The organism is Streptomyces sp. NPDC058195 (assembly GCF_042883525.1).
Taxonomy (GTDB): domain Bacteria; phylum Actinomycetota; class Actinomycetes; order Streptomycetales; family Streptomycetaceae; genus Streptomyces.
Genome location: NZ_JBHVVM010000021.1, coordinates 114,596 through 139,256, shown reverse-complemented (window position 1 = coordinate 139,256; position 24,661 = coordinate 114,596). Strand labels below are relative to the sequence as shown.

General features: G+C 73.4%; 18 protein-coding genes and 1 tRNA gene. 12 read left to right on the top strand and 7 right to left on the bottom strand.

Annotation, left to right across the window (positions count from 1 at the left end; translation table 11 throughout):
• The first annotated feature begins 12 nt into the window (after positions 1-12).
• Complete coding sequence (locus ACFVWY_RS24875) at positions 13-702, top strand: DUF4291 domain-containing protein (RefSeq protein ID WP_389876354.1); 690 nt, start codon at positions 13-15, stop codon at positions 700-702.
• Positions 703-760: 58 nt separating this feature from the next.
• Positions 761-1,486 (top strand): DUF981 domain-containing protein, encoded by a 726-nt coding sequence (locus tag ACFVWY_RS24870; protein WP_389876352.1) that lies wholly within the window; start codon positions 761-763, stop codon positions 1,484-1,486.
• Positions 1,487-1,686: 200 nt separating this feature from the next.
• Here ACFVWY_RS24870 and ACFVWY_RS24865 read toward each other — a convergent pair whose 3' ends face one another.
• A complete protein-coding gene (locus tag ACFVWY_RS24865; RefSeq protein ID WP_389876349.1) occupies positions 1,687-2,847 on the bottom strand; it encodes a DUF3103 family protein in 1,161 nt (386 codons plus the stop codon).
• A gap of 350 nt (positions 2,848-3,197) precedes the next feature.
• Between ACFVWY_RS24865 and ACFVWY_RS24860 the strand changes: the two genes are divergently transcribed.
• The 3 genes from ACFVWY_RS24860 to ACFVWY_RS24850 all read left to right on the top strand — a co-directional run bounded on the left by ACFVWY_RS24860 (position 3,198) and on the right by ACFVWY_RS24850 (position 7,304).
• Positions 3,198-4,838, top strand: coding sequence for a von Willebrand factor type A domain-containing protein (locus ACFVWY_RS24860; RefSeq protein ID WP_389876346.1), 1,641 nt, complete (start codon positions 3,198-3,200; stop codon positions 4,836-4,838).
• Positions 4,839-4,985: 147 nt separating this feature from the next.
• A complete protein-coding gene (locus tag ACFVWY_RS24855; RefSeq protein WP_389876344.1) occupies positions 4,986-5,453 on the top strand; it encodes a DUF1772 domain-containing protein in 468 nt (155 codons plus the stop codon).
• A gap of 354 nt (positions 5,454-5,807) precedes the next feature.
• Positions 5,808-7,304 (top strand): FG-GAP-like repeat-containing protein, encoded by a 1,497-nt coding sequence (locus ACFVWY_RS24850; protein ID WP_389876341.1) that lies wholly within the window; start codon positions 5,808-5,810, stop codon positions 7,302-7,304.
• Positions 7,305-7,343: 39 nt separating this feature from the next.
• Here the strand turns inward: ACFVWY_RS24850 and ACFVWY_RS24845 are convergent, their stop codons facing one another.
• Both ACFVWY_RS24845 and ACFVWY_RS24840 read right to left on the bottom strand, forming a co-directional pair.
• Complete coding sequence (locus ACFVWY_RS24845) at positions 7,344-8,156, bottom strand: thioesterase family protein (RefSeq protein ID WP_389876339.1); 813 nt, start codon at positions 8,154-8,156, stop codon at positions 7,344-7,346.
• Positions 8,157-8,380: 224 nt separating this feature from the next.
• Positions 8,381-8,453 (bottom strand) — tRNA-Arg (locus tag ACFVWY_RS24840).
• A gap of 327 nt (positions 8,454-8,780) precedes the next feature.
• Between ACFVWY_RS24840 and ACFVWY_RS24835 the strand changes: the two genes are divergently transcribed.
• The 7 genes from ACFVWY_RS24835 (at position 8,781) to ACFVWY_RS24805 (ending at position 17,784) form a co-directional block, all read left to right on the top strand.
• On the top strand, positions 8,781-10,442 hold the full coding sequence (locus tag ACFVWY_RS24835) for a dynamin family protein (protein WP_389876395.1): 1,662 nt from the start codon (positions 8,781-8,783) through the stop codon (positions 10,440-10,442).
• Positions 10,439-12,415: a GTPase gene (locus tag ACFVWY_RS24830; RefSeq protein WP_389876336.1), complete on the top strand. Its 1,977-nt coding sequence runs from the start codon at positions 10,439-10,441 to the stop codon at positions 12,413-12,415. The genes ACFVWY_RS24835 and ACFVWY_RS24830 overlap by 4 nt, the downstream gene beginning before the upstream one ends.
• Positions 12,416-12,512: 97 nt before the next feature.
• Positions 12,513-12,962, top strand: a complete 450-nt coding sequence (locus tag ACFVWY_RS24825) for a single-stranded DNA-binding protein (RefSeq protein ID WP_389876333.1) — start codon at positions 12,513-12,515, stop codon at positions 12,960-12,962.
• 376 nt (positions 12,963-13,338) lie between these two features.
• Positions 13,339-14,796 carry an LAETG motif-containing sortase-dependent surface protein gene (locus ACFVWY_RS24820; RefSeq protein WP_389876330.1) on the top strand — a complete coding sequence of 486 codons (1,458 nt, stop codon included), beginning with the start codon at positions 13,339-13,341 and terminating at the stop codon, positions 14,794-14,796.
• A 221-nt stretch (positions 14,797-15,017) separates the two neighbouring features.
• Positions 15,018-16,682: an energy-dependent translational throttle protein EttA gene (ettA, locus tag ACFVWY_RS24815; RefSeq protein WP_389876327.1), complete on the top strand. Its 1,665-nt coding sequence runs from the start codon at positions 15,018-15,020 to the stop codon at positions 16,680-16,682.
• Positions 16,683-16,687: 5 nt separating this feature from the next.
• A complete protein-coding gene (locus ACFVWY_RS24810) occupies positions 16,688-17,110 on the top strand; it encodes a thioesterase family protein (RefSeq protein ID WP_352275417.1) in 423 nt (140 codons plus the stop codon).
• Positions 17,107-17,784 carry a hypothetical protein gene (locus ACFVWY_RS24805; protein ID WP_389876325.1) on the top strand — a complete coding sequence of 226 codons (678 nt, stop codon included), beginning with the start codon at positions 17,107-17,109 and terminating at the stop codon, positions 17,782-17,784. Before ACFVWY_RS24810 ends, ACFVWY_RS24805 begins: the two co-directional genes overlap by 4 nt.
• 254 nt (positions 17,785-18,038) lie before the next feature.
• Here ACFVWY_RS24805 and ACFVWY_RS24800 read toward each other — a convergent pair whose 3' ends face one another.
• From ACFVWY_RS24800 to ACFVWY_RS24785, 4 genes are all read right to left on the bottom strand, one after another.
• Positions 18,039-19,223 carry a serine hydrolase domain-containing protein gene (locus tag ACFVWY_RS24800; RefSeq protein ID WP_389876323.1) on the bottom strand — a complete coding sequence of 395 codons (1,185 nt, stop codon included), beginning with the start codon at positions 19,221-19,223 and terminating at the stop codon, positions 18,039-18,041.
• A complete protein-coding gene (locus tag ACFVWY_RS24795) occupies positions 19,220-20,779 on the bottom strand; it encodes an alpha/beta hydrolase (protein WP_389876320.1) in 1,560 nt (519 codons plus the stop codon). Before ACFVWY_RS24795 ends, ACFVWY_RS24800 begins: the two co-directional genes overlap by 4 nt.
• 111 nt (positions 20,780-20,890) lie before the next feature.
• Entirely contained in the window at positions 20,891-21,859 is a 969-nt protein-coding gene (locus ACFVWY_RS24790; RefSeq protein WP_389876317.1) for an ABC transporter ATP-binding protein, read from the bottom strand.
• Complete coding sequence (locus ACFVWY_RS24785; protein ID WP_389876314.1) at positions 21,856-24,660, bottom strand: ABC transporter permease; 2,805 nt, start codon at positions 24,658-24,660, stop codon at positions 21,856-21,858. The genes ACFVWY_RS24790 and ACFVWY_RS24785 overlap by 4 nt, the downstream gene beginning before the upstream one ends.
• Position 24,661: the final 1 nt, after the last annotated feature.

Genomic DNA, 24,661 nt, shown 5'->3' with positions numbered 1-24,661 from the left:
TCTGATGAGGCCATGACCGTTTTGACCGCGTCGGCCGCTTCGGCCACGCCGCAGTACGAGATCCGTGCCCGGCACACCGGCACCACCGTCACCGTGTACCAGGCGTACCGCCCCGCCCTCGGCCTCCCCGCAGCCCGGGACGGCCGCTTCCCCCCGGAGTGGAAGCGGGACCGGATGACCTGGATCAAGCCGAGCTTCCTGTGGATGATGTACCGCTGCGGCTGGGGCACGAAGGAGGGCCAGGAGACCGTCCTGGCCGTCGAGATCACCCGCGAGGGCTTCGACTGGGCCCTGGCCCACGCCGAACTCTCGCACTACGTCCAGCGAGTTCACCCGGACCGGGACACCTGGCGGCGGAACCTGCGCCGCGCCCCGGCCCGCGTCCAGTGGGATCCCGAGCGCGGTCTGCGTCTGGACCGGCTGCCGCACCGCTCCCTCCAGCTCGGGCTCTGTGGCGAGGCCGCCCGGCGGTACGCGGACGAGTGGACGGTCTCGATCCGCGACGTCACCCCGCTGGCCCGGCAGGTCCACGCACATGTGCGCGCCGGACGCCTCGACGAGGCGAGCACCCTCCTGCCCACGGAATCCCCGTACCCGCTGGGCGGCGTTCCCGTCCCCGTCCCCGCCCCTGTCCCTGTCCCCGCCCCTGTCCCGGCCCCGGTCCGGTGCCTGGGCCTGGACCAGGTACCGACACGACCGTAAAGCGGGCAAATTTCTATAAATCCCCCAAGAGGGACGCGTGCGGCACTACGCTCCGCGCATGATCCACCACTCCATGACGCAGTTCGCCGCGGCCGGTCTGAAGATCGACTGGACCAGAATGCCGACCTACAACACGATCATGTCGGTGGCCGCCGGCGCCGGGCTGCTGCTCGTGGTGGCGCTGGGGTACCGGCTGCTCTCCCCGGGCGGCGAGGTCTCCTTCGAGGGCTGGGCGCTCGCGTTCGCGGCGCTCGGCTTCACCCTCGTCACCACCGGTCTGCACATGACCCTGACCTGGCCGCTCGCCGGGCAGGGCTTCCCGTTCGACAACGTCATCTTCGGCGAACCGGCCCTGGCCTTCGGTGTCTTCCTGCTCGCCGCCTGCTTCTACCTGTGGAAGCGCGGCGCCGAACTCCTCGGTGACGACCGGGTCGTCCGCACGGCGCGGGTCGCCGGACCGATCTCCGTGTTCGTCTTCGGCATGGGCCTCGCCTGCTTCGGGATCGCCGCGGCGGGCTGGAACTACACCCTGTTCGCCGCCCCGCCGGAGGAGCCCATCTCCGGGGAGTTCGCGAAGTGGCCGATGCTGGAGGCGAGTTTCATGTCCGGGCTGTACGTCCTGGTCGGCATCGGCGCCCTCCTCTTCCCGTTCGCGCTGCGGCGGCCCCGGGGGTGGATGACCCCGGTCATCGGCGTGGTCTGGGCGATCGCCGGAATCGCCTTCCTGCTCTTCGGCGGCCTGAACTACTTCACCCACATCGGTCTCATCGTCAACACCATGTGAGGCACCGCGCGCTCCGGCGCGTTCCGGAGTGCCCCGGTGCGCCCCGGCATGCGGCACCGTGCCGGTCGGTACGGTCCGCCGCGACGGAGGTTCTTCCGTACCCGCGACGGAGGTTCTTCCGTACCCGCATCGGCGCGCGCGCCCGTGCGTACCCGCGCGTGCCCGGCCCGCCTCCGCGGCGGGCCGGGCACGCGAGAGCCTCAGAGCTCCGGCACGTGGTAGGGCGAGACGGTCATCCAGCCGTTGCCCGCGGCACCGTTGCGCTTGCCGGTGCTGGACTTGGCGAGGGTGTACCAGGAGTCGACGTAGTCCGGGTCGTCGGTCCACCAGCTCGCCGGGATGGCGTCGAGCACCGCGTCGGCCAGCGGGATGTACGCGCCCTGGTCGGTGATGGTCAGCAGCACCGCGGCGATGGCCTTGGCGAGGGCCTGGTAGTTGGTGTCCCCGTCGTCCTCCATCATGACCGCGTCGGCCATGTCGTACTTGTAGTTGGACCAGTTGACCAGGACCTGGCCCGGGTAGTAGGTCGTGTCCTCCTTGTTCAGGTACGGCATCTCCACGGTGTCCACGCGCGGCTTGCCGTCCTTGCCGAAGCCCGTGACCAGGGCGAAGATCTCGGCGTCGCCCTTGAAGAACGGCTCCTGGACGTCGGCGACCCGTACCGAGTCGATCCGGGTGGTGTCGATGCCCGAGGCGGCGGCCAGGGTGCTCGCCGCGGCGGGCGCGGGGGTGTTCAGCCCCTGGGAGGCCAGGGCCTTACCGACGACCTTCAGTCCCTCGGCGACCGCCTTCGCGCCGTCGATGCCGACGAGGTAGACGGGTCTGGTGGGGGCGGAATCCAGCCGCAGCTCATGGGCGGTGCCCTGGCTGTCGTACGCGGTGAAGGTCGTGGCGCCGTCGTCGTCGGACGGGGTGGCGGCCACCAGCGGGTCTCCGCCCGAGGCGAGCCGCCCGCGCATCGACGCGTCCGCCAGCCCGAACCGCAGCAGCGAACCCGCGGCGGTGCTCAGGCCCTTGGCGGCTGCGACATCACGGTCCGCCGCGGTGATCCCGGCGGCGAGCTTGCGCCCGGCCGCGGTGGTGGCGTGGCCGGTCAGCTCGCCGAGGCCGACCGTGTCCGCCGCCAGGGCGGCCCGGCGGACCTCGCCGCGCCAGGCCGGGTCGGCCAGGGAGCGGGCGAGCGCGCGTGCGGTGGCGTCCTCGATGCCGGAGACCGAGGAGGCGGGTGCGGCGGATGCCGCGGACGCGGTGGACGCCGGGTGCGCCGGGGCGGCCAGCGCGGTGCCCTGGAGGGGGACCAGCGCGGTCGCGGCCAGCGCGACACCGATCAGGGCCGTGCGCAGCGATGTGGGAGTACGCAAGACGATGTCTCCTGCCGGGAAGTGGAGCGCGGAGGTGGTGCACGGAGGTGGAGCAGGGGAGAACGCCGGGGCGACCACCGGATTCCGGCGAGCGGTGGAGGGGTCGTCGCATCGGTCTATGCGAGTAGACCGTGATTGAGTGTTCATGACAAGACTTGCTTTTTCCCGGCGAACCGCTCTCCGCCCCGGGCCCGGTCGTCCGGGCCCCGTGTCCCGAGCCTGATATTCCGACAGATTCCCGGCCGCCGTTGCCACATCGAGATCTTTCCGCAACGACTTCGACTGCTTCCAGAACCCCGTCTCGCACGTCACATACACACGTGCTGACGCGATGACACTGGGGGAAGACGATGAAACGCCGAACGGAGAACCGCCGGACGGATACGTGCCGTCGGCGGTCCACGTATCCATGGCAGGGAACGCTCGGAGCGCTGCTGGCGGGCGGGATGCTGCTCACCGGATGCTCGGGCACCGCCACCACCGACCGGGCCGCCTCCTCCGACCGCCGCGGCGGCCCCGCCCCCGCGTACGGCGCGCCGGGCGGCGCCGGGAACGGGGCGAAGGAGCCGGGCGGGGCGAGGGACAAGGACCGGGCGGAGGCGAAGGAGGGGCTGAGGGAGACCGCCCCGCCCGACTACCTGTCCACCTTCGCGCTGGACGTCGACACCGCCTCGTACGGCTACGCCCGCCGCACCCTCGGCGGCGGCGGCCTGCCGGACCCCGCCACCGTGCGGCCCGAGGAGTTCGTCAACAGCTTCCGCCAGGGCTACCGCCGCCCGGCGGGCAAGGGCTTCACCGTGAACGTCGACGGGGCCCGCGCCGGGGACGGCGACTGGTCCCTGGTGCGGGTGGGCCTGGCCACCCGGGCCGCCGCGGCCCGCGACGAACGGCCGCCCGCCGCGCTCACCTTCGTCGTCGACATCTCCGGTTCGATGGCCGAGACCGGCCGCCTCGACCTGGTGAAGAAGTCCCTGGACCTGCTCACCGACGAACTCCGCGACGACGACTCGGTCTCCCTGGTCACCTTCAGCGACGAGGCGAAGACCCTGCTGCCGATGACCCGGCTGCGCGGCCACCGGGGCGAGATCCGCGACCGCGTCGACTCCATGGAGCCCACCGACTCCACCAACGTCGAGGCCGGGGTGCGCCGGGGCTACGAGGAAGCGGTCGAGGGCCGGGTCAAGGGCGCCAGCAACCGGGTCGTCCTGCTCTCCGACGCCCTCGCCAACACCGGCGAGACCGCGGCCGAGGCCATCTTGGAGCGCGTCGCCTCCGCCCGCCGCGCGTACGGCATCACTCTCTTCGGGGTCGGGGTCGGAAGTGAGTACGGCGACGCGCTGATGGAGGAGCTCACCGACAAGGGAGACGGCCACACCACGTACGTCGCCGACGAGGAGCAGGCCCGCAAGGTCTTCATCGACCAGCTCCCCGCCCACCTCGAACTGACCGCGCGCGACGCCAAGGCGCAGGTCGCCTTCGACCGGAAGACCGTCAGGCAGTTCCGGCTCATCGGGTACGAGAACCGCAAGGTCGCCGACGAGGACTTCCGCGACGACCGGGTCGACGGCGGGGAGGTCGGCCCCGGGCACACGGTGACCGCGCTGTACGCCGTACGCCTCAGGCCCGAAGCCGCGGGGCGCGTGGCGACGGCCACCGTCCGCTGGCTGGACCCCACCACCCGGGCACCGCACGAGCGGCGCGGCACGGTCACCACGGACGCCATCGACGGACCGCTCTGGGGCGGCCCGAGCCAGCGCCTCCAAGTGACCGCCGTAGCCGCCTACTTCGCAGAGACGCTCCGGGGCGGCAAGCTCCCGGGAACCCCCGGTCTCGCCGAACTCGCCACCCGTGCCCGGAAGCTGGCCACCGCGACCGAGGACTCGTCGGTACGCAAACTGGCGACCGCGATCGGCCAGGCCGACCGGATCAGGAACGGCAGGGGCGACGACGGAGGCGGCCTGGGGGAGCCGTCGGAAGGCGAACTCCGCTGACCTGACAGCGGGATGGGCCCGGGGCGGGCCGCACACGCACCCCTCACCACGGAAACCGGCTGAGCGGCCCGCGCTCCCCGCCCGGCGGTGTGTGCTTCGCGCTCAAACCGGCTGCGCGGCCCGTTCGCCACCGTAAGGATGTCTCCCATGTCATCCTCCCTGCCCTCGCTCTTCCTGATACTCGCCGCGATCACCACGGGCCTGTACGCGGGATTCATGCTGACCTTCCTGATCGCGGTCATGCCCGGCATCGCGGCCCTGCCCGACGAGCAGTTCACAGCCGCCATGCGCCGTTTCAACGAGAAGGTGCCCGGTCCGGCCTTCCTGGTCCTCTTCCTCGGTGTGATCGCCTTCCCGGCCGCCGTGGTCATCGGCGGCGACGGCGGCACGGACCGGGTGCTCGCCGTCGCGGCACTGGTCTGCGCGGTGGCCGGGCACCTGATCACGATCGCCGGGAACATCCCGCTGAACACGGCGCTGGCCCGGTCCGAGGGCGGCGACGACAGCGCCGCCCGCACCGCGTTCGAATCGCCCTGGAACCGGCTCCACCTGATCCGTACGCTCCTGGCACTCCTCGCGTTCGCCCTGCTGGCGGCCGTGGGAGCCGAGCTCTGAAGGACGGCCGAAAACCCACGTTTCACTGTCCGTTCGGGTGGAGGCGACTGTGACAGTCGGCTCCCGGACGCAACCGCCGTACGCCGCGCGCGGTCTGATTCTGCGCGGTGGCGGCGCGCGGACGGGGGGGGCCCGCCCCCCCCCCGGCGGGGGGCCCGGGGCCCGCCCGCCGCGGGGCGGCACCCCCCCCCCCCCCCCCCCACCCCCCCCCCCCCCCCCCCCCCCACCAGCCCCCGCCCGGAAGGACGGCCGACCGATGACCATCCCCGCCACCGCACCCACGCCCCCCACGCCCCCCGCCCCCCGGCGCCCCCACGGCCCCGCAGACGTCCGAACCCGAACGAAGGAGCCTTTGTGGCATCCCGCGCCCTCGGAACCACCGTGGTCCTCGCCCTCACCGTGGCGACCGCAGCGATCACCCTGCCCACCGCCCAGGCCACGACGCCCGGCCACGCGACGGCGTCCCCGGGCCGTACCGGGGCCGCCGCGGCCGTGCCCCGCGAGGACTTCAACGGCGACGGCTACCCGGACCTGGCGTTCACCGCGCCCGGCGGCACCGTCGACGGGAAGGCCAAGGCCGGGTACGTGGGGGTGGTGTACGGCTCCGGGACGGGACTGAAGACCTCCACCAAGCAGGTCTTCAGCCAGAACTCACCGGGCATACCCGACGACGCCGAGGCCGGGGACGCCTTCGGCAGCTCCACGGCCTCCGCCGACCTCGACAAGGACGGCTACGCCGACCTGGTGATCGGCGCGGGAGGCGAGCAGAACGGCACGTTCCGGAAGGCCGGTTCCCTCACCGTCATCTGGGGCGGCGAGCGGGGACTCTCCGGCGGCGCGACCCTGCTCTCCGGCGACGAGGAGTTCGCGGAGATCGGCATCCGGACCGTCGTCGGTGACTTCAACGGCGACGGCGCCATGGACGTCGTCACCCTGCGGGGCAGCACCATCCACCTCCTGTCCGGCCCGTTCGGGCGCGACGGCAGCGCGGCGTCCGCCCGGATGATCCGTGACCTGGACGATCTGCGCTACAAGGAAATCGCCGCGGGCGACTTCAACGGTGACGGCCGCGACGACCTGGCCTCCGCCGTCCACGACGGAGACGAGTACGACGCCCGGCGCATCCTCGTCCACAGCGGCGGCGCCAACGGCCTCGCCGACACCCCCACCACCGTCAAGAGGCCCGACGGATACAGCCTCCAGGGTGGCGAGACCATCGCCGCGGGCCACATCAACGGCGACAAGTACGCCGACATCGTGGTCGGCCGCATCGTCGAGGGCTACGACAGCGACCTTGACTACCCGCGCGCCCTGGGCGGCATGATCACTTACGTGCCGGGCGGTGCGAGCGGCCCGCAGGGCACCAAGGCCAAGGTCCTCAACCAGGACAGTGCCGGTATCCCCGGCGTCGCCGAGGTGCATGACGCGTTCGGCTCATCGCTGTCGGTCGGCGACATGAACGGCGACGGCTTCGGGGACGTCGCCGTGGGCGTATTCCGGGAGGACATCGTCAACAAGAAGGACGCGGGCTCGGTCCTCGTGCTCCCCGGCACCGCCTCCGGCCCGACCGGGACCGGCACGATCGGCTTCAACCAGGACACCGCGGACGTGCCCGGTGCGGCCGAGGCCGGCGACCTGTTCGGTGCCGCCGCCGAACTCATCGACGCCAACCACGACGGCCGCGCCGAACTGGCCGTCGGCGCCCCCGGCGAGAACGACGGTTCCGGGTCGCTGTGGGTCTTCCCGTCCGCGGCGAAGGGCCCGACGGCCAAGGGCTCCTTCACCTTCGGCCACGGCACCCTCGGCACGATCGCGAAGGCCGCCGCACTGGGCACCTCCTTCAGCCGCTGACCCCCGCGCCCTCCTCGGGCCCCGGGAAGCCGCCGGGGCTCAGGGGCGCGGCTGCGGCCGTACGGTAAGGATCTGCTCGGCCTGTCCCACGGGTCCGTGGATGTCATGCAGCACGCTGCTGGTGAGCCCCTGCCCCGTCGGGCCGAAGGTGACGGTGGTGTCCAGGCCGGTCCACGGCCCTTCCGGCTGCCGGTGCAGATGGACCGTCAGATCGAGGTTGGGGAACATCCACTTGGCCGGGTCCTGCAGGACCGCGATGCCGTTCGCGGTGTCCACGAGCGTGAGGTACGAGGCCAGCGCGCCGCTCTCCTCGCCCGCGACCAGCCCGAGGGGCGTGGAGAGCCAGGCCGCCGTACGCCCCTTGCGGATGGGGGGAGTCCGGCGCACGTCGATGGACGTGATGTATCCCCCGTCCCACTGCCCGCCCATGTCCCACCGGGGCAGCCCGTCGGGGGCGGGCAGCGGCTCGCGGGGGCTGTCGGCGACGGACGAGGTGTCCAGCGCCGCCATCAGCCAGGCCCGCGCCCGGACCACCGCGCGGCCGCCGATGACGAGGGTCGCCTCCAGAAGCTCGATGGTGCGGCCCGGACGGACCGTCTCCACGGTGACCTCGCACTCGTCGTGCGCGATGCGGCCCAGGATGTCGTAACTGATCCGTCCGACCACCATCCCGCCCGCACCGCCAGGGCGAGCCGCCACATGGAGTTCGATCGCATGTGCCATGAGCCCGGAGACCGGACTGAAGTGCTGCTCCCCCGGACTCCACGCCCCGCCCGTATGAGCTGTGGGCTTGAAGCGGCACGCGCCCGTCCGCTCGTAGTAGCTCTCCAGGACGGCGGCGCCAGTGCTCACGGAACGGGTCTCCTCGGCCGGGGCGTACACGAATAGTTGCCTACGCCACGCATCCTAGGGACCGCCTGGCCCCCGGACCACAGTGAGCTGGCCCACAGCCGGTGTTCCCGCGCATGCCCCGGCGTCCCAGGCTCGTCACGCGGCGGGAAAGACCTCTGCGCCGCCCGGCCGGGGCCAGCCCCGGCCAGCAAAAAGACCCTCCCGAAGGAGGGCCTCGCAGCGTGCGCCCCCGGCAGGACTCGAACCTGCGGCCAAGTGCTTAGAAGGCACCTGCTCTATCCACTGAGCTACGGGGGCCGGGTGGTGGCCTCGGCGGCCTGGAGCCCTGGGGCCGGGCCGGTCGGTGACCTGCCGGGACAAGGATAGGGCTCCGATCACCTTGTCCTGGTTGCTTCACCTGCGTGGCACGATGTGGAGGTTCGGTGAAGCGAACCGATAATCGCAGGTGGGTGGGATTCGTGCAGCGCTTTTGACGTCTCGCGCGCCGGGTGTTGTGCACTCGTTATGCCTGCGCCCCCACTCGTCCCCTCTGTCCGGACTTCTTTCCCGAGGGAACCGGCGCGCAGAGGTGGCTATACGCTTCAAAAAGACTCCAAAGTTGGGCATTCTTCGCATGTGGTGACCTTGGACGTACGGCCTCAGCTCATCGACGCACTCTCCGCCCTCCGCGACCGTGTCGCTGCCGTGCGTCTTCCACTCCCGCTGCCGGGGGCCGAGCGCGCCCGGCAGAGCCGGAGCGAACTGCTCGCCCAGCTCGACGACTACCTGCTCCCCCGGCTCAGGGATCCCGAGGCGCCCCTGCTCGCGGTCATCGGGGGATCGACCGGGGCGGGCAAGTCGACTCTGGTCAACTCGTTGGTGGGACGGCCGGTCAGCCAGGCCGGGGTGCTCCGGCCGACCACCCGGACCCCGGTGCTCGTCTGCCACCCGGACGACCACCACTGGTTCGCGGGCCTGCGCGTACTGCCGCAGCTGACCCGGGTCTGGCTCCCGCCCGAGGCGGCGGGGGAGCCCGGCCGGTGCGAGGAGTTCGACGGGCTCGACCAGCTCGACGGGGCCGGGGAGGAGGACGGCGCCACCCTGCGCGTCGAGACCGCCCCCGGGCTGCCGCGCGGACTCGCGCTGCTCGACGCGCCCGACATCGACTCGCTCGTGGTCCGCAACCGCATGCTGGCCGCCCAGCTGGTCTGCGCCGCCGACGTCTGGGTGATGGTGACCACCGCCTCCCGGTACGCCGACGCGGTGCCCTGGCACCTGCTGCGCACCGCGAAGCAGTACGACGCCTCGCTCGTCGCCGTGCTCGACCGGGTGCCGCACCAGGTGGTCGGTGAGGTGTCACGGCAGTACGGGGCGCTGCTCACCCGGGCGGGCCTCGGCGAGGTGCCCCGCTTCACCATCCCCGAACTGCCCGAATCGGCCTGCGGCGGCAGCGGTCTGCTGCCCGCCACCGCCGTCGCCCCGCTGCGCGCCTGGCTCAGCCACCGCGCCCAGGACCCGGCGGCCCGCCAGCAGGCCGTCGGGCGGACGGCGGCCGGAATGATCGACTCGCTGGACGTACGGATGCCCGAGCTGGCCGGGGCCGTGGCCGCCCAGTACGCGGCCGCGGTACGGCTCGCGGGTGTGGTCGAGGAGGCCTACCACGCGGAGGGCGGCACCGTGCGGCGCCGGCTCCGCAGGGGCGGGGTGCTCGCCGGGGACGCCCGCACCCGATGGCGCGGCTACCCCCTGTACAGCACCTCCGCCGAACTCCTCGACGCACTGGTCGAGAGTCTGTCCGCGCTCCTCCAGTGTGCCGTCGCCGCCGCCGACGAGCAGATCCGTACGACCTGGCAACGCGACCCCGCGGCCCGGGACTTCGGCTTCGAGGGCGTCCGCCGGGAGACCGGGGGATGGGGGCCCGCCGAAGACGTCCGGGGCCGGATCGCCCTGTCCGTACGCCGCTGGTGGCGGGTCCTGGAGGAACTGGCCGACGAGGAGGTGCGCGGCCTGGAACGCAACGCCGCGCCCGACACCGAGACCGTGACGGCGCTCCTGGCCGCCGCGCTGCTCGGCGGCCGCCGCACCAGGGGCGCCGGGGAGCAGCTGGCCGAACGGATCGGCGCCCAGGGCGCGCTGCGGCTGCGCGACCGGGGCGGGGCGCTGCTCACCGACTGCCTCCACCGGGTGATGGATGACGAGCGGGACCGGCGGCTCGCCCCGCTCGACGCCCTCGACGTGGCCCCGGAACCGCAGGCCGAACTGATCGCCGCGCTGTCCGTACTGCAGAAGGAGAGGTGGCAGCGATGACTGCCGTCACTGATGAAGGGTCCGGTTCCGCCGGAAGCTCCGGTGGCTCCGGTGGCTCCGGGGGGACGGAGCCGGAACGGGCCGAAGGGACGCCGGAGAAGGGGCCGGAGCGGTCCTCGCAGGAGGGCCGGGGCTGGAACGACGGGCTCATCGCCCGGCGGGCCGCGGCCAGGACGGCAGACCCCGGACCCGGGCCCGCCCCGGACGACGAGGACGTGAACCTGCCCCGGGCCGAGGCGTACGCCCCCGCGGGCGGTCCGCTCCGGCCGCGGCTCGACGCGCTGCGCGAACTCGTCGGGCTGTCCCGGGCCCGGCTCGACGGGGACACCCTCGACGAGGCGGGGCGGGTGCTCGACGAGGCGGCGGCCCGGCAGCGGCTCTCCTCCCGGCACACCGTCGTCGCCCTCGCCGGGGCCACCGGCAGCGGGAAGTCGACGCTGTTCAACGCCCTGGCGGGCGCCCCGCTCTCCGACACCGGGCTGCGCCGCCCGACCACCGCGGCCCCCCTCGCCTGCTCCTGGACCGACGGCGCCGCCGGGCTCCTGGACCGGCTCGCCATCCCCGGGCGGCTCAGGCGCAGGCCGCAGCAGGGCGGCGGGAACCCCGACGACGCGCTGGAAGGACTCGTGCTCGTCGACCTGCCCGACCACGACTCGGCGGCGACCGAGCACCGGGAGCAGGTCGACCGGGTGCTCGCGCTGGTGGACGCGGTGATCTGGGTCGTCGACCCGGAGAAGTACGCGGACGCCGCCCTGCACGAGGGGTACCTGCGACCGCTCGCCGGGCACGCCGAGGTCACCTTCGTCGTCCTCAACCAGATCGACCGGCTGCCTGGCGACGCCGCCGACCAGGTCCTCGACGACCTGCGCCGGCTGCTCGACGAGAACGGCATGGCGCTCGGAGAGCACGGCGATCCGGGCGCCACCGTCATGGCCGTGTCCGCGCTGACCGGCGACGGGATCGGCGAACTGCGCGAGGTGCTCGGCCGGTTCGTCCAGGAGCGCGGCGCCGCGGCGCGCAGGCTCTCCGCCGACGTGGACGCCGCCGCGGCCAGGCTCCGCCCGGTGTACGTGGCCGAGGGGCGGCCGGGGCTCGACGAGCGGGCCCGGGAGGAGTTCGCCGACCGGCTGGCCGAGGCGGTCGGTGCGTGCGCCGCGGGCCAGGCGGCCGAACGCGAGTGGCGCCGGAACGCCGGACGGGCCTGCGGTACGCCATGGCTGCGGCTCTGGCGCTGGTACGAGTCGACCCGGCGGCGGCCGGGGAGCCTGGAGTCCCCGGTGCGGCCCGAGCCGCCCGAGCGGCGGCTCACCGCCCGGCAGCGGGTCGAGCAGGCGGTACGGACGGTGGCGGACGAGGCCACGCACGGGCTGCCGGGCCCCTGGGCGCAGGCGGTCCGCGAGGCCGCGGTGCACGGGGCGAAGGAGCTGCCGGAGGCGCTCGACGCGCTGGTGGAGCGAGCCGGTGCCGGACCTGGTGCCGGTGCCGAACAGGGGCTGGTCCCCGGGGCCTCCGGGGACCGCGGAGCCTCCGGGGACCGCGGAGCCTCCGGGGCTCCCAGGTCCCACGGGGTCGGCGGTGCGGTGCGGGGCGGCCGGGTGGGCGGGAGGCCGCCGCGGCCGAGGTGGTGGCCGGTCGCGGTGCTCGCGCAGGTGGCGATGACGCTGTCGCAGTTCATCGGCGCCCTCTGGCTGGTCGGCCAGCTGACCGGCCTGCTGGAGCCGGGCTATCTCACGCCCGCCCTGGTGATGCTGGCCGGGGTGGCCGGTGGCCCGTTGGTGGAGTGGTCGTGCGCGGCCGCGGCGCGTGGGCCGGCGCGACGGTACGGGCAGGAGGCCGAACGGCGGTTGCGGGAGGCGGCGGCGGCCTGCGGCCGGGCCCGGGTGCTCGATCCGGTGTCCGCGGAGCTCATGCGCTACCGCGAGGTGCGGGAGAGATACGCGGCGGTGACGGAGATTTCCACAACCGGCGGGTAGTCCACAGGCCCCGGCACGATTTCCGCCTTCCCTTCACTCTGGAACAGGTGACCGCGTCCACGCGGTGGCCGTTTCGAACCGAAGGGGAGGCGGAGTCATGAACGACACTTTGGTGACCTTGGTGGGCAACGCGGCGACGGGCGTGGAGTTCCGGGAGACCGCGAGCGGAGCAATGGCGCGATTCCGGTTCGCGGTGACGCCGCGCCGCTGGGACCGGGAGAAACAGCTCTGGGCGGATGGGCACACCAGCTTTTACACGGTGCGGGCCTGGCGGGCTCTGGCGTGGAATCTGTCCGGTTCCGTCTCGGTCGGTGAACCGTTGGTGGTGCACGGCAGGCTGAAGGTCCGTGAGGAGGAACGGGAGGGGCAGCACCGTACCTTCGTGGACATCGAGGCGGTGGCGGTGGGCCACGACCTGACCCGGGGGACCGCGGCGTTCCGGCGGCTGGTGAGGGCCGAGCAGGCCCCGGCCGCACGGGCGGAGCACGCGGACAGCGTGTCGACGGAGCGTCAGGAGGCGGTGACAGTCCTCGCGTCGGCGTCCTGACGAGGTCCGGTCCGGGAGCCGCGACGGCAGTGGAACCAGGGTCGTGCCAAGCGTGGAACCAGGGCCGCGACGGCCGTGGAACCAGGGCCGTGCCGGGTGTGGGACCGGGCCGTACAGGGCGTCGGACCGGGCCGGAACGGGTATCGGGCCAGGCTGGAACGGGGCGGGGAACGGGCTCGGCCGGGCGCGGGAAGTGAACAGGAGTGTTTCCGGGGATAACGATTCCGATTCGGAATGGTTGTACGACGGTATGACGGGGGACTGTTCATCACTTCGTCCTTAGGATTCCCAGTACTCACGGGGCACTTGAGTCGACTGGCGGGGCAATCCCCACACGCGCATCAGGCGCGGAGGGCCCCGCCCGGAGGGGAATTCTGTGTTTTCTGCTTCTTCAGCGACCGTTTCGTCGTCCTCGGGGGCGACGACCATTTCTCCGAGGCGGCGCGGCATAGCCCGGCTGGCCGCGTCGGTGGTGGCATCCGGTCTGGTCATGGCAGGCGCCTTCGTCGGCGCGGGCAGCGCGGTCGCCGACGAGACGCCCCAGCACCAGGGCGGCGCGGCCGCGGTGCTGGACGGCTTGAAGACCTTCGACCGTGCCGTACTGCACAACACGAACGGCAGGGACCAGCAGCTGCCCGCCGGTCTCTTCGAGATGACCGTCGACGGCGGCGGCAAGCTCAAGACGTACTGCATCGACATCCACAACCCCACCCAGGACCAGGCGAAGTACCTGGAGACCCCCTGGAACCAGACCTCGCTCAACACCAACAAGAACGCGGGCAAGATCCGCTGGATTCTTGAGCACTCCTACCCCCAGGTCGACGACCTCGCGGAGCTCGCCAAGGCGGCCGGCACCGGTCCGCTCACCGAGAAGACCGCGGCGGCGGGCACCCAGGTCGCCATCTGGCGCTACTCGGACAACGTCGACGTCGAGGCGACCGACGGCCAGGCCGAGAAGCTGGCCGACTGGCTGGAGAAGAGCGCCACCGACCAGGCCGAGCCCAAGGCGTCCCTCGCCCTGGACCCGGCGGCGGTCTCCGGCCGCTCCGGCGAGAAGCTCGGACCGGTCACCGTCCACACCAACGCCGGACAGGTCTCCGTGACCGGTCCCGCCGACGCCGCCAGCGGCGTCAAGGTCACCGACAAGGCCGGCAAGCCCGTCACCGCCGCGGCCAACGGCGCCGAGCTGTACTTCGACGTCCCGGCGGGCGCCGCCGACGGCACCGCCTCGCTGACCGTCCAGGCCACCACCTCGGTGCCGGTCGGCCGGGCCTTCGCCGGTGTCACCAAGAGCCAGACCATGATCCTGGCCGGTTCCAGCGAGTCCACGGTCTCCGCGACCGCCACCGGCGCCTGGGCCAAGAAGGGCGCCATCCCGGCGGTCTCGGCGCAGAAGAACTGCGCCAAGGGCGGCGTGGACGTCACCGCGAGCAACGAGGGCGACGAGGCGTTCACCTTCGAGCTGGCCGGTACGAAGCACACCATCGAGGCGGGCAAGACCGAGACGGTCACCGTCCCGGTCGCCGAGGACCAGGCCTACGACTTCACGGTCACCGGCCCGAACGGCTTCTCCAAGACGTTCAAGGGCGTCCTGGACTGCAAGACCAGCGGCAGCAACGCGGGCGGCACCGACACCCAGACCGGCGGCGACAAGACCCCGGCCACGTCCGGCGGCAGCTCGACCGGCTCGGCCGGTGGCTCGGGTGACCTCGCCGAGACCGGTGGCTCCAGCGCCACCCCGGTCATCGCGGGCGTCGCGATCGCCCTCGTCGTCGTCGGCGGCGGCGCGGTCTTCCTCCTGCGCAAGCGCAAGACGCAGACCGCCGCACAGTGAGTACCCACCGTCGCCCCCGGTCCCTGACCGGACGGTGACGGACGGACGGCGGACCGTCACCACCGCCTGATCACGGCCCCGGTGCGCACCAGCGCACCGGGGCCGTCGCATGCCGCCAGACGCCCCGGAATACACCGTGGGCCCTACTGGTTTCCATCCGGGTGCGCCCGTCAGGCAAGATGGGTGTATCTGCCCACTCATCGATCGCCGGACGGTTTCTCTTGGCTGAGTACATCTACACCATGCGCAAGACGCGCAAAGCGCACGGCGACAAGGTGATCCTCGATGACGTCAACCTGAACTTCCTGCCCGGCGCGAAGATCGGTGTCGTGGGCCCCAACGGTGCCGGTAAGTCCACGGTGCTGAAGATCATGGCGGGCCTGGAGCAGCCGTCCAACGGTGACGCGTTCCTGTCGCCCGGCTACAGCGTCGGCATCCTCATGCAGGAGCCCCAGCTCGACGAGTCGAAGACGGTCCTGGAGAACGTCCAGGACGGCGCCGCCGAGATCATGGGCAAGCTCAAGCGGTTCAACGAGGTCGCCGAGCTCATGGCGACCGACTACTCCGACGAGCTCATGGACGAGATGGGCAAGCTCCAGGAGGACCTGGACCACGCCAACGCGTGGGACCTGGACGCCCAGCTGGAGCAGGCCATGGACGCGCTGGGCTGCCCGCCCGGCGACTGGGAGGTCGTCAACCTCTCCGGTGGCGAGAAGCGCCGCGTCGCGCTCTGCAAGCTGCTCATCGAGGCCCCCGACCTGCTCCTCCTCGACGAGCCCACCAACCACCTCGACGCCGAGTCGGTGAACTGGCTGGAGCAGCACCTCTCCAAGTACGCCGGTGCCGTCGTCGCGGTCACCCACGACCGCTACTTCCTCAACAACGTCGCCGACTGGATCCTGGAGCTGGACCGCGGCCGCGCCCTGCCGTACGAGGGCAACTACTCCACGTACCTCGACAAGAAGGCCACCCGCCTCAAGGTCGAGGGCCGCAAGGACGAGAAGCGCGCCAAGCGGCTCAAGGAAGAGCTGGAGTGGGTCCGCTCCAACGCCAAGGGCCGCCAGACCAAGTCCAAGGCCCGCCTCGCCCGTTACGAGGAGATGGCGGCCGAGGCCGACAAGATGCGGAAGCTGGACTTCGAGGAGATCCAGATCCCGCCGGGCCCGCGGCTCGGTTCCATCGTCGTCGAGGTCGAGCACCTCTCGAAGTCCTTCGGCGACAAGGTCCTCATCGACGACCTCTCGTTCACGCTGCCGCGCAACGGCATCGTCGGCGTCATCGGTCCGAACGGCGCGGGCAAGACCACGCTGTTCAAGATGATCCAGGGCCTGGAGACCCCGGACTCCGGCTCCATCAAGGTCGGCGACACGGTCAAGATCTCCTACGTCGACCAGTCCCGCGCCAACATCGACCCGAAGAAGACCCTCTGGGCCGTCGTCTCGGACGAGCTGGACTACATCAACGTCGGCCAGGTCGAGATGCCCTCGCGGGCCTACGTCTCCGCGTTCGGCTTCAAGGGCCCCGACCAGCAGAAGCCGGCCGGTGTCCTGTCCGGTGGTGAGCGCAACCGCCTCAACCTGGCGCTGACGCTCAAGGAGGGCGGCAACCTGCTGCTCCTCGACGAGCCCACCAACGACCTCGACGTCGAGACCCTGTCCTCGCTGGAGAACGCCCTGCTGGAGTTCCCCGGCGCCGCGGTGGTCATCTCCCACGACCGCTGGTTCCTGGACCGGGTCGCCACGCACATCCTGGCGTACGAGGGCGACTCCAAGTGGTACTGGTTCGAGGGCAACTTCGAGTCGTACGAGAAGAACAAGGTCGAGCGCCTCGGCGCGGACGCGGCCCGTCCGCACCGCGCCACGTACAAGAAGCTCACGCGGGGCTGATCGGCGTGGCCCGTCACCTCTACAGCTGTCCGCTGCGCTGGTCGGACATGGATGCCTTCGGGCATGTCAACAACGTGGTCTTCCTCCGCTACCTGGAGGAGGCGCGGATCGACTTCATGTTCCGGCTGGCGCCGGGGGACGGTTCGCCGTCCTTCTCGGGCGGGTCCGTCGTGGCCCGGCACGAGATCGACTACGTGCGCCCGCTGGTCCACCGGCACGAGCCGGTGACCGTCGAGTCGTGGGTCACGAAGATCGGTGCCGCGTCGCTGACGATCGCGTACGAGATCAAGGACCCGGACCAGGTGTACGTGCGGGCCTCGACCGTCGTCGTGCCCTACGACCTGGCCGAGTCGCGCCCCCGGCGGATCTCCGCCGAGGAGCGGCTCTTCCTCCAGCAGTACATGGCAGAGGAGCCCGCCGCAGCATGACGGTGCCCGTACGGTCGCTGGAGTTCGCCGACGCGAGGGAGGCCGCGGATCTCGCGGCCTTCCTCGGCCGGCTCCTCCGCTACGACCGGGCCGCCGCGGTGCGGATGCAGGCGGGCGGTGGCGCGCTGGCCGTGTTCGGCAGGCCGCCGTCGTTCGAGGTCCTCGCGGTCCGGGCGGCGCGGCTGGCCGCACCGGACGACTTCGACCTCACCGTGTCCGCCGGTGAACTCCTCGAATCGCTCGGGGAGTCCACCGGCACCGGCACGCTCCCGGCCCCCGTCACCGGCCCGCCGTGGACCGGGGTCCTCCCGCCGCGCGGCGGCTGGCGGGAGCAGAACGGGCTGCCGGACCCGGTGGCGCTGCGCACCGCGCTCGGCGCCGCCGTGACCGAGTTCCGTGACCGGGACGCGGCGCTGCCCGAGTACCGCCGCACCCGGGCGGAACGGGACCTGATCGGCCGCGAGATCTGGTCGCGGACGGTCGGCACGACCCGGCTCCCGCTGCGTGCCGTGCACGCCGCCCAGTCGCTCGGCTTCCTCCGCGCGGCTCCGGACTTCCCCGTCGCACTGCTCGCCGCCGGTTCCTGGCTGCGGCTGCGCACCCCCTTCGGTTCCATCGCCCTGCGCGTCCCCGGCAGCGGGCTCGGTGACCTCGCGGTGACCGTCGGCGGCTGAGAGCCCGTCGGGCGGCCCCTGACCGGGCGCCCACGCCCGGTGCACGCCCGCGAGCCTCATGGGCCAGGGCGTCCTCGACGGCGGGACCGCCCCCGGTACGCGCGCCCGCGAGGCTCATGGGCCCGGGGCCTGTCCCCGCGTCGCCGGGACGTCCGAGCGGCTTCGCCACCCGGACGTCCCAGTACCCCGCAACCCGCACGCACCGGACCGCGTCCGCTCTCCGGTCGGAGGCCACCCGGCGGGATCCGGGGCCGCTAGGGGGCGGTCAGCGCCCGGTTCACCAGGCGGAGCGCCGCCAGGTCCTGTGCGTCCTGCGCCGGATCGCCCATCCGTACGGTGAAGGTGGCGCTGGTGACGGCCCGTGACCCGTCCGCGGTCACCCCGCTCTCGGAGACGACCCCCAGATGCGTCCCGCCGTGGAACCAGATCCCGCCCCGGACGCCCCTGACCGGGCGCCAGGCGATGCCCAGCCCGTACCGGACGCCCGGCGCCGGACTCCACCCCTCGGCCGCCACCGTCTCCTTCATCGCGGCGAGCTGGGCCGGGCGCAGCAGCCGCCCGCCCATCAGGGCGCGCAGGAAGACGCCGTGCTCGTGCGTGGTGCTGATGACGGCGCCGTCCGCCCCGCCGCCGGAGGCCAGTGTGGTGTCGGTCGGCCGGTCCTGGCCGGGGAACCAGGTGTACGCGGTGGCCGTGGGCGGCGGCAGGTACGGCGAGGTGCCGGGGGTGAACGTGCGGCGCAGGCCCAGGGGTTCGACGATCCGGTCGTGGACCTCCTGCGCCCAGGGGCAGGAGGTCACCGCCTCGATGACCAGACCCGCGACCAGGTAGTTGGTGTTGGAGTAGCCCCAGCGCGGCTTCCCGGCCCCGGGCAGCCACTGGGGCGGCTTGCTCAGGGCGGCGGCCAGCTGGTCCCCGGGGGAGGAGGGGCGGAACCGGCTTTGGCGGTAGCCGTCCGGAGTGAAGGCGTCCGCCGCGTCCGGGGAGACGGCGAGGTAGTCGTTGAGCCCGCTGGTCTGGCGCAGCAGGTCAGCCACGGTGATCCGGCGGCCGTCGTTCCCGTTCCCCCGCACGACGCCGGGCAGCCAGCGCTCCACCGGGTCGGTGAGCCTGAGCCGTCCCTCGCCCACCAGCTGGAGGGCGAGCACGGCGGTGAAGGTCTTGGTGTCGCTGCCGATCCGGTAGGAAGAGCCCCAGGGGACCGGCTCGTCGGGGGTGCGCAGGTCGGCTGCTCCGGCGCGGGCCACGCTCCGGCCGGCAGCGCTCTGCACCTCGGCCAGTACGCCGGTGGCACCGACGGCGTGCAGGGCGTCCACATCGCGCTGGAGGCGGCCGCGGGGTCCGGAAGGCGTCGGTCCGGCGGTGGCGTTCGCGGGGGCGGCGGCTCCGGCGACCAGGGCGGCGGCGGTGGCCGCCAGGCTCGTACGTCTGCTGATCACCGGCCCTCCCCGGCGGACGGGCAGGCCAGGTCGGCGGCGGGCAGGGTGCCGTCGCGCAGATAGTCGTTGACGGCCTGGTCGGCGCAGGGGACCGGGGTGAGCCCGGGGAGGCCGCGCCCGTAGACCCCGTGCGAGCGGATGTCCGCCGTCACCAGCCGGGAACCGGTCAGCCGCCGGTGCAGGGCGAGCGCCCCCTCGTAGGGGACGTTGTTGTCCCGCCGGGCCTGGAGCATCAGGACGGGCACCTTGTTGCCGATCACCGTGGCGGGCTCGCGGGACGTGCTCGTCCAGAACGCGCACGGCGCCATCATCCCGTTGACGAGCGGGCCGAAGACGGGCTGGCCGGCCCGGCTGCGCTCCATGTTCCGCCAGTACGTCTCCGGGTCCTTCGGCCAGCCGCCGGCCGGCCAGCCGCGGTCGCCGCACATGAAGAGCACCCCGCCCAGCATGCTGTCCGCCAGCTCCGGCGAGCTGAACAGGCCGAGCAGCGAGGCCAGCTCCGGGCCGGGCTCGACCGGCCTGCCCGCGGCGGCGTCGGTCAGGTCGCGCACCGTACCGGCGAGCGCCGGGTCGTACTCGGTGTGCTGGATGAACTGCCGCAGCACCAGCCGCAGCAGCGACGCGTCGAGCGGGACGCCCGAGACGGTGACCGGGCGCCGCTCGGCGCCGTCGAGCAGCCGCTGGACGCTCGCCCGGACGCGGGCGGGGGTGGTGCCGAGCCGGTAGGTGCCGTTGTGCCGGGCGGTCCAGGCGGCCCATTCGTCCAGGGCCGCTTCGAGGGGCGCGCCCGCCCGCTGGAACAGCTCGTACTGGGTGGCCGCCGGGTCCGTGGAGGAGTCGATGACGACGCGGCCGGAGCGGCCGGGGAACATCTGGGTGTATACGGCGCCGAGGTCGGCGCCGTACGAGACGCCGTAGTACGACAGCTTCGGTGCGCCGAGGGCCGCCCGGATCGCGTCCATGTCGCGGGCGACGTTGCGGGTCGTGGCGTGCGGCAGCAGCCGGGCGTTGTCCCCGTGCCGCTGACAGCGCTCCGCGGTGTCACGGGAGGACCGCACCGAACGCTCGAAGTCCGCGCGGCGGGTGGTGACCGGGCCGGGCGCGGGCACCGGGGCCGCCGGGTCGCAGGCGATCGGGGTGGACTCGCCGAGGAACCGCGGGTCGAAGCCGATCAGGTCGTAGCGGCCGGCGACGTCCTTGAGCGCCGGACGCAGGGACAGGGTGTGGGCGAGCCCGGTGCCGCCCGGCCCGCCCGGGTTGGAGAGCAGGATGCCGCGCCGCTCACCCCGGGGCGCCGTGGCCCTGATCCGGGAGACCGCGATCCGGATCACCGGGCCGCCGGGGTCGGCGTAGTCGAGCGGGACGGTCACCTTCGCGCACCGCGCGCCCGCTGCCCTCAGCTCCGCCTGCCGGGCCGGGCAGGGGCCCCAGCCGACCCGCTGATGGACGGCGGGGGAGGCGGCGGAGGCGGGAGCGGGGGAGGCCGACGCGGGCATGCCGCCCGCGAGCAGACCGGCCAGGCCCAGTCCGGCGGTGACCAGGGGGGTGACGCGCATCATGCTCCTTGGATCGGGCGGGTGTTGTCCGCGTACGACGCTAGGCGCGTACGTGTCCCCGAACCATCGGGCCACCCGGCGGACCCCCCCTGGGGCCAGCCCCACCCCCCGCTACGGGCGCGGCTGGTCGTCCGGCCAGACCCCGATGTGGTCGCGCTCCAGCTCCAGCAGCACCCGGTGCTCCATGCCGAGCGTCTCGGTGTAGTCGGCGGGCAGCTGGAGCCGCCCCGCGCGGTCGAGCATCGCGTACTCCCGGGCCACCTGGGACTCCAGCCCCGTCGCGGCGTCGACCTCGGTGCGGCGCAGTACCTCCGAGGAGGTGCGGCCGTCGCGGATCGCCACCGTACGGCGCACCTCGTCCGCCACGGTCTGGTCGTGGGTGACGATCACGATGGTGGTGCCGAGCTCCTCGTTGGCACGGCGGAACGCGGCGAAGATCTGCTCGCCGGTGGCCGAGTCGAGCTCGCCGGTCGGTTCGTCGGCGAGCAGCACCGACGGGCTGTTGGCGAGCGCCACCGCGATCGCCACCCGCTGCTGCTGGCCGCCGGAGAGCTGCGCGGGGCGCCGGTCGCGGCAGTCCTCGATCTCCAGGACGCGCAGCAGCGACTCCGCGCGGGCGGCCCGCTCCGCGCCGCGCAGCCGCTCCCGGCCGCGCAGCTGCATCGGCAGGGTGACGTTCTGGAGGGCGGTGAGGTACGGGAGCAGGTTGCGGGCGGTCTGCTGCCAGACGAAGCCGACGACCTCCCGCCGGTAGCGGAGCCGTTCCTTCGGCCCCATCGACAGCAGATCGCGGCCCGCGACCGTCGCCGAACCGGCGGTCGGCACGTCGAGCCCCGCCAGAATGTTCATCAGGGTCGACTTCCCGCTGCCGGACGCGCCGACCAGGGCCATCAACTCGCCCTCGGTGACCAGGAGATCGAGGCCCTGGAGGGCCTGCACCTCCACCCCGTCCGCGGAGAAGATACGGACCAGCCGGTCGCAGGCGATCAGCGCGTCATGCCCGTAGGAGGGCCGGTCGCGGCGGGCCGTGGCCCGCCGTTCGAGCTCGGCGAGGGTGGTGTCGTCCGACGGTGACGTCATCGGGGGTCTCCTGACCTGAGTTCGGTGATCGGCCCGCGGCGGCCCGCCCACCACGCCTGGACGGCTGCCGCCCCGGCGGTGAGGACGACCACGCCGAGCGCCGGAAGCGTCAGCGACCACGCGTCGGGCCGCAGCTGGGCGGTGTCCGGCGCGGTGGCGCCCGGTCCGCTGAAGAGCGCCAGTCCCGCGAGGTCGACGCCGGGCGCCAGCAGCGCGATCGTCGCCCAGCCGGCCAGCACTCCGCCGAAGGCCGCGGGCAGGGCCTGCGGCAGCGATTCGAGGCCGAGCAGCCGCCTGCCCTGCCGGGAGGTGAGGCCCATGGTCCGCAGCCGGGCCAGCAGGGCGGTGCGCTCCGGCGAGGTCCGCAGCAGCGACAGCAGGACGGCTAGCAGGGCGTAGCCCGCCCCGGCCACGATCGCCGCCTCGTAGATCCCGCGCGCGCCCCGCTGCATCGGGACGTCGACGAAGGCCGCCCGTTCCTCGGCACGCAGCCGTACGGAGATGTCCCCGCCCGCCTGCTTGACCGCGGCCCGCAGCGCCTTGGGGTCCGGGGATCCGGCCACCAGCAGGGTGGTGGTCTGCTGCCGGGTGAGCGCCGCCGCGTCGACGAGCAGGAAGTCACGGTCGGGTATGACAGCGGTGCGCGGCAGGATCCCGGCCACCTGCACCCGCAGGTCCCCGGCCGGGGTGGTCAGGTCGCGGGGGCCGTCGCCCAGTTCCGCGGCGACGGGCGGCGACGCGATCACCGGTACGACCGTGTTCCCGCCCGCGGCCCCGCCCTTGTCCACCCGCAGCCGGTCGGCCGGGAACGTCCCCAGGTCCGCCGCACGGGACAGCCCGGCGTACGCGTCCGGGTCGACGCCCAGCAGGGCCGCGTTCTTCATACGGCCCGTGCCGTCCGGGCCGGGCGGCAACGGCACCCCGGTCACCACCTGCACCTCGGCCACCTGCCGCACGCCGTCCGCCTCCCGGACCTCCCGGACCAGACGGGCCGGGAGCGGCGCCGCGTCGAGCAGCCCACTGATCCTGGCGTCCGCGCCGACCGCGAGCATCGCGGCCCGGTCCCGGGCGTCCGAGACCCCCGCGAGGACCGAACCGCCGAACGCCGCCGTGGTCAGCGCGAGCAGCAGCGCCAGCAGCGGCAGCGCGCCGCCCGCCGAGGTCCGCCCGGCACGGGCCAGGGACAGGAAGCCGATCGCCCCGCGCCGCCGGGAGACGGCCCGCGAGGCCAGGCGCAGCGGCAGCGGCAGCAGCCGTACCAGGACCAGCGCCGCGATCAGCCCGACGAGCACCGGTGCGGCGCTGACCAGCAGGTCTCCGCCGTCGTCCGCCGTGCCGCGCCGCCGCAGCCCGGCCACCGCACCCGCCGCCAGTACCAGAGCGGTGAGCTCGGCGACCGTACGCAGCCGGGACGGGCGGGCGTCCATCAGATCGTCGCGGGCCCCGGGCAGCCGCGGCCTGCGATGCGGCAGCACCGTCACCAACGGCACCGCGGCGCAGACCAGCGCGGCGACGGCGGCCGGACCGGCCACCGAGGGCCACAGCCGGGCCGGTCCGAAGAACGGCAGCGCGGCCAGCAGCCCCAGCGCCGCCGCGGGCACCGCGACCACCGCCGTCTCGGCGAGCAGCCGCCCGCCCAGCCCGGCCAGCGAACCGCCGCGCGCCCGCAGCAGCGCCAGTTCCTCCCGGCGCCGCCCGCCGATCAGCGAGGCCGTCATCAGCAGCACCACGGCGGCGACGGACCCGACCCCCACGGCGGCCACCGTGACGACCGGCCCGATCGCCGTGCGCAGCGTGTCGTACCCGGCGAGGATCTGGTCCAGGTCGGTTCGGAAGGCCGCGTTGTCACCGGCCACCGTCCTCAGCCGCACCAGCCCCGGACCGCCCTCCAGCGAGGCGAGCGCCGAGCGCAGCCCCGGCACGTCACCGGCGGTCAGACCGGAGGCGTCCGGCGTGAAACGCCAGAACATCTCCGGCTCGCCGGTCGAGCCGAGCAAGGCGGGAGCGGCGTCCTGCGGCAGCAGCACGGTCGCGGCCCAGAAATGGCGCGGCGGGTCCGGGCTGGGCGGGCTCGTCTGCGGCTGGGGCACCAGGGCCGGGGTCCGGAACAGCGGCTCGGCCGACCAGTAGCTGCGCTGGGGCTCCCTGGGGGCGATGATGCCGGTGATCCGTACGGTCAGATGCTCCCCGGCCCTGGTCGGTACGGAGATCGTCGCTCCGGGCACGGCACCCAGCGCCTTCGCCGTCTTCTCGGTGACCACGCCCTCCACCTCGCCGGTGTCCTCGGTGACCGGGCCGCGCACGGCGGGCCAGGCTCCAGAGCGCAGCGTGGCGTGGCGGCGCAGGTCCGACGGGGTGGCGTAGTTCAGCTGCGGGTCGAGCCCTTCGGGCCGGGCCAGCCAGGCGTCCGCCGCGGGCATCGGCCTGCTGGTGCGCACGCCGTACACGGAGTCGGCGGCACCGGGCCGGACCTTGGCGGGCAGCGCGGAGCGCGCCTTGTCGTGGACGGCCTTCAGTGCCGCCTTGCGCACCGCCGCCTCGCGCTCGGCCGGGGGCATCTGGAGGCTGGGCTGCGGGCTGCGCAGTTCCAGGACGCTGTGCGCGGGGTCGGCGGCGGTGATGTCGTGGCGCAGCCCGTCGGTCCCCTGGCGCTCCACCGCGCGCGGGAAGACGGCCGTGAGGAACGAGGTGACCAGCACCAGCAGCGCCAGAGCCCAGGCGGTGCCGGGGGCGGTGCGCAGCCGGGTGCGGACCCAGGGCGCGTCGGCGGGGTGGCCGGTGCGGACGGAACGCGAAGCCATG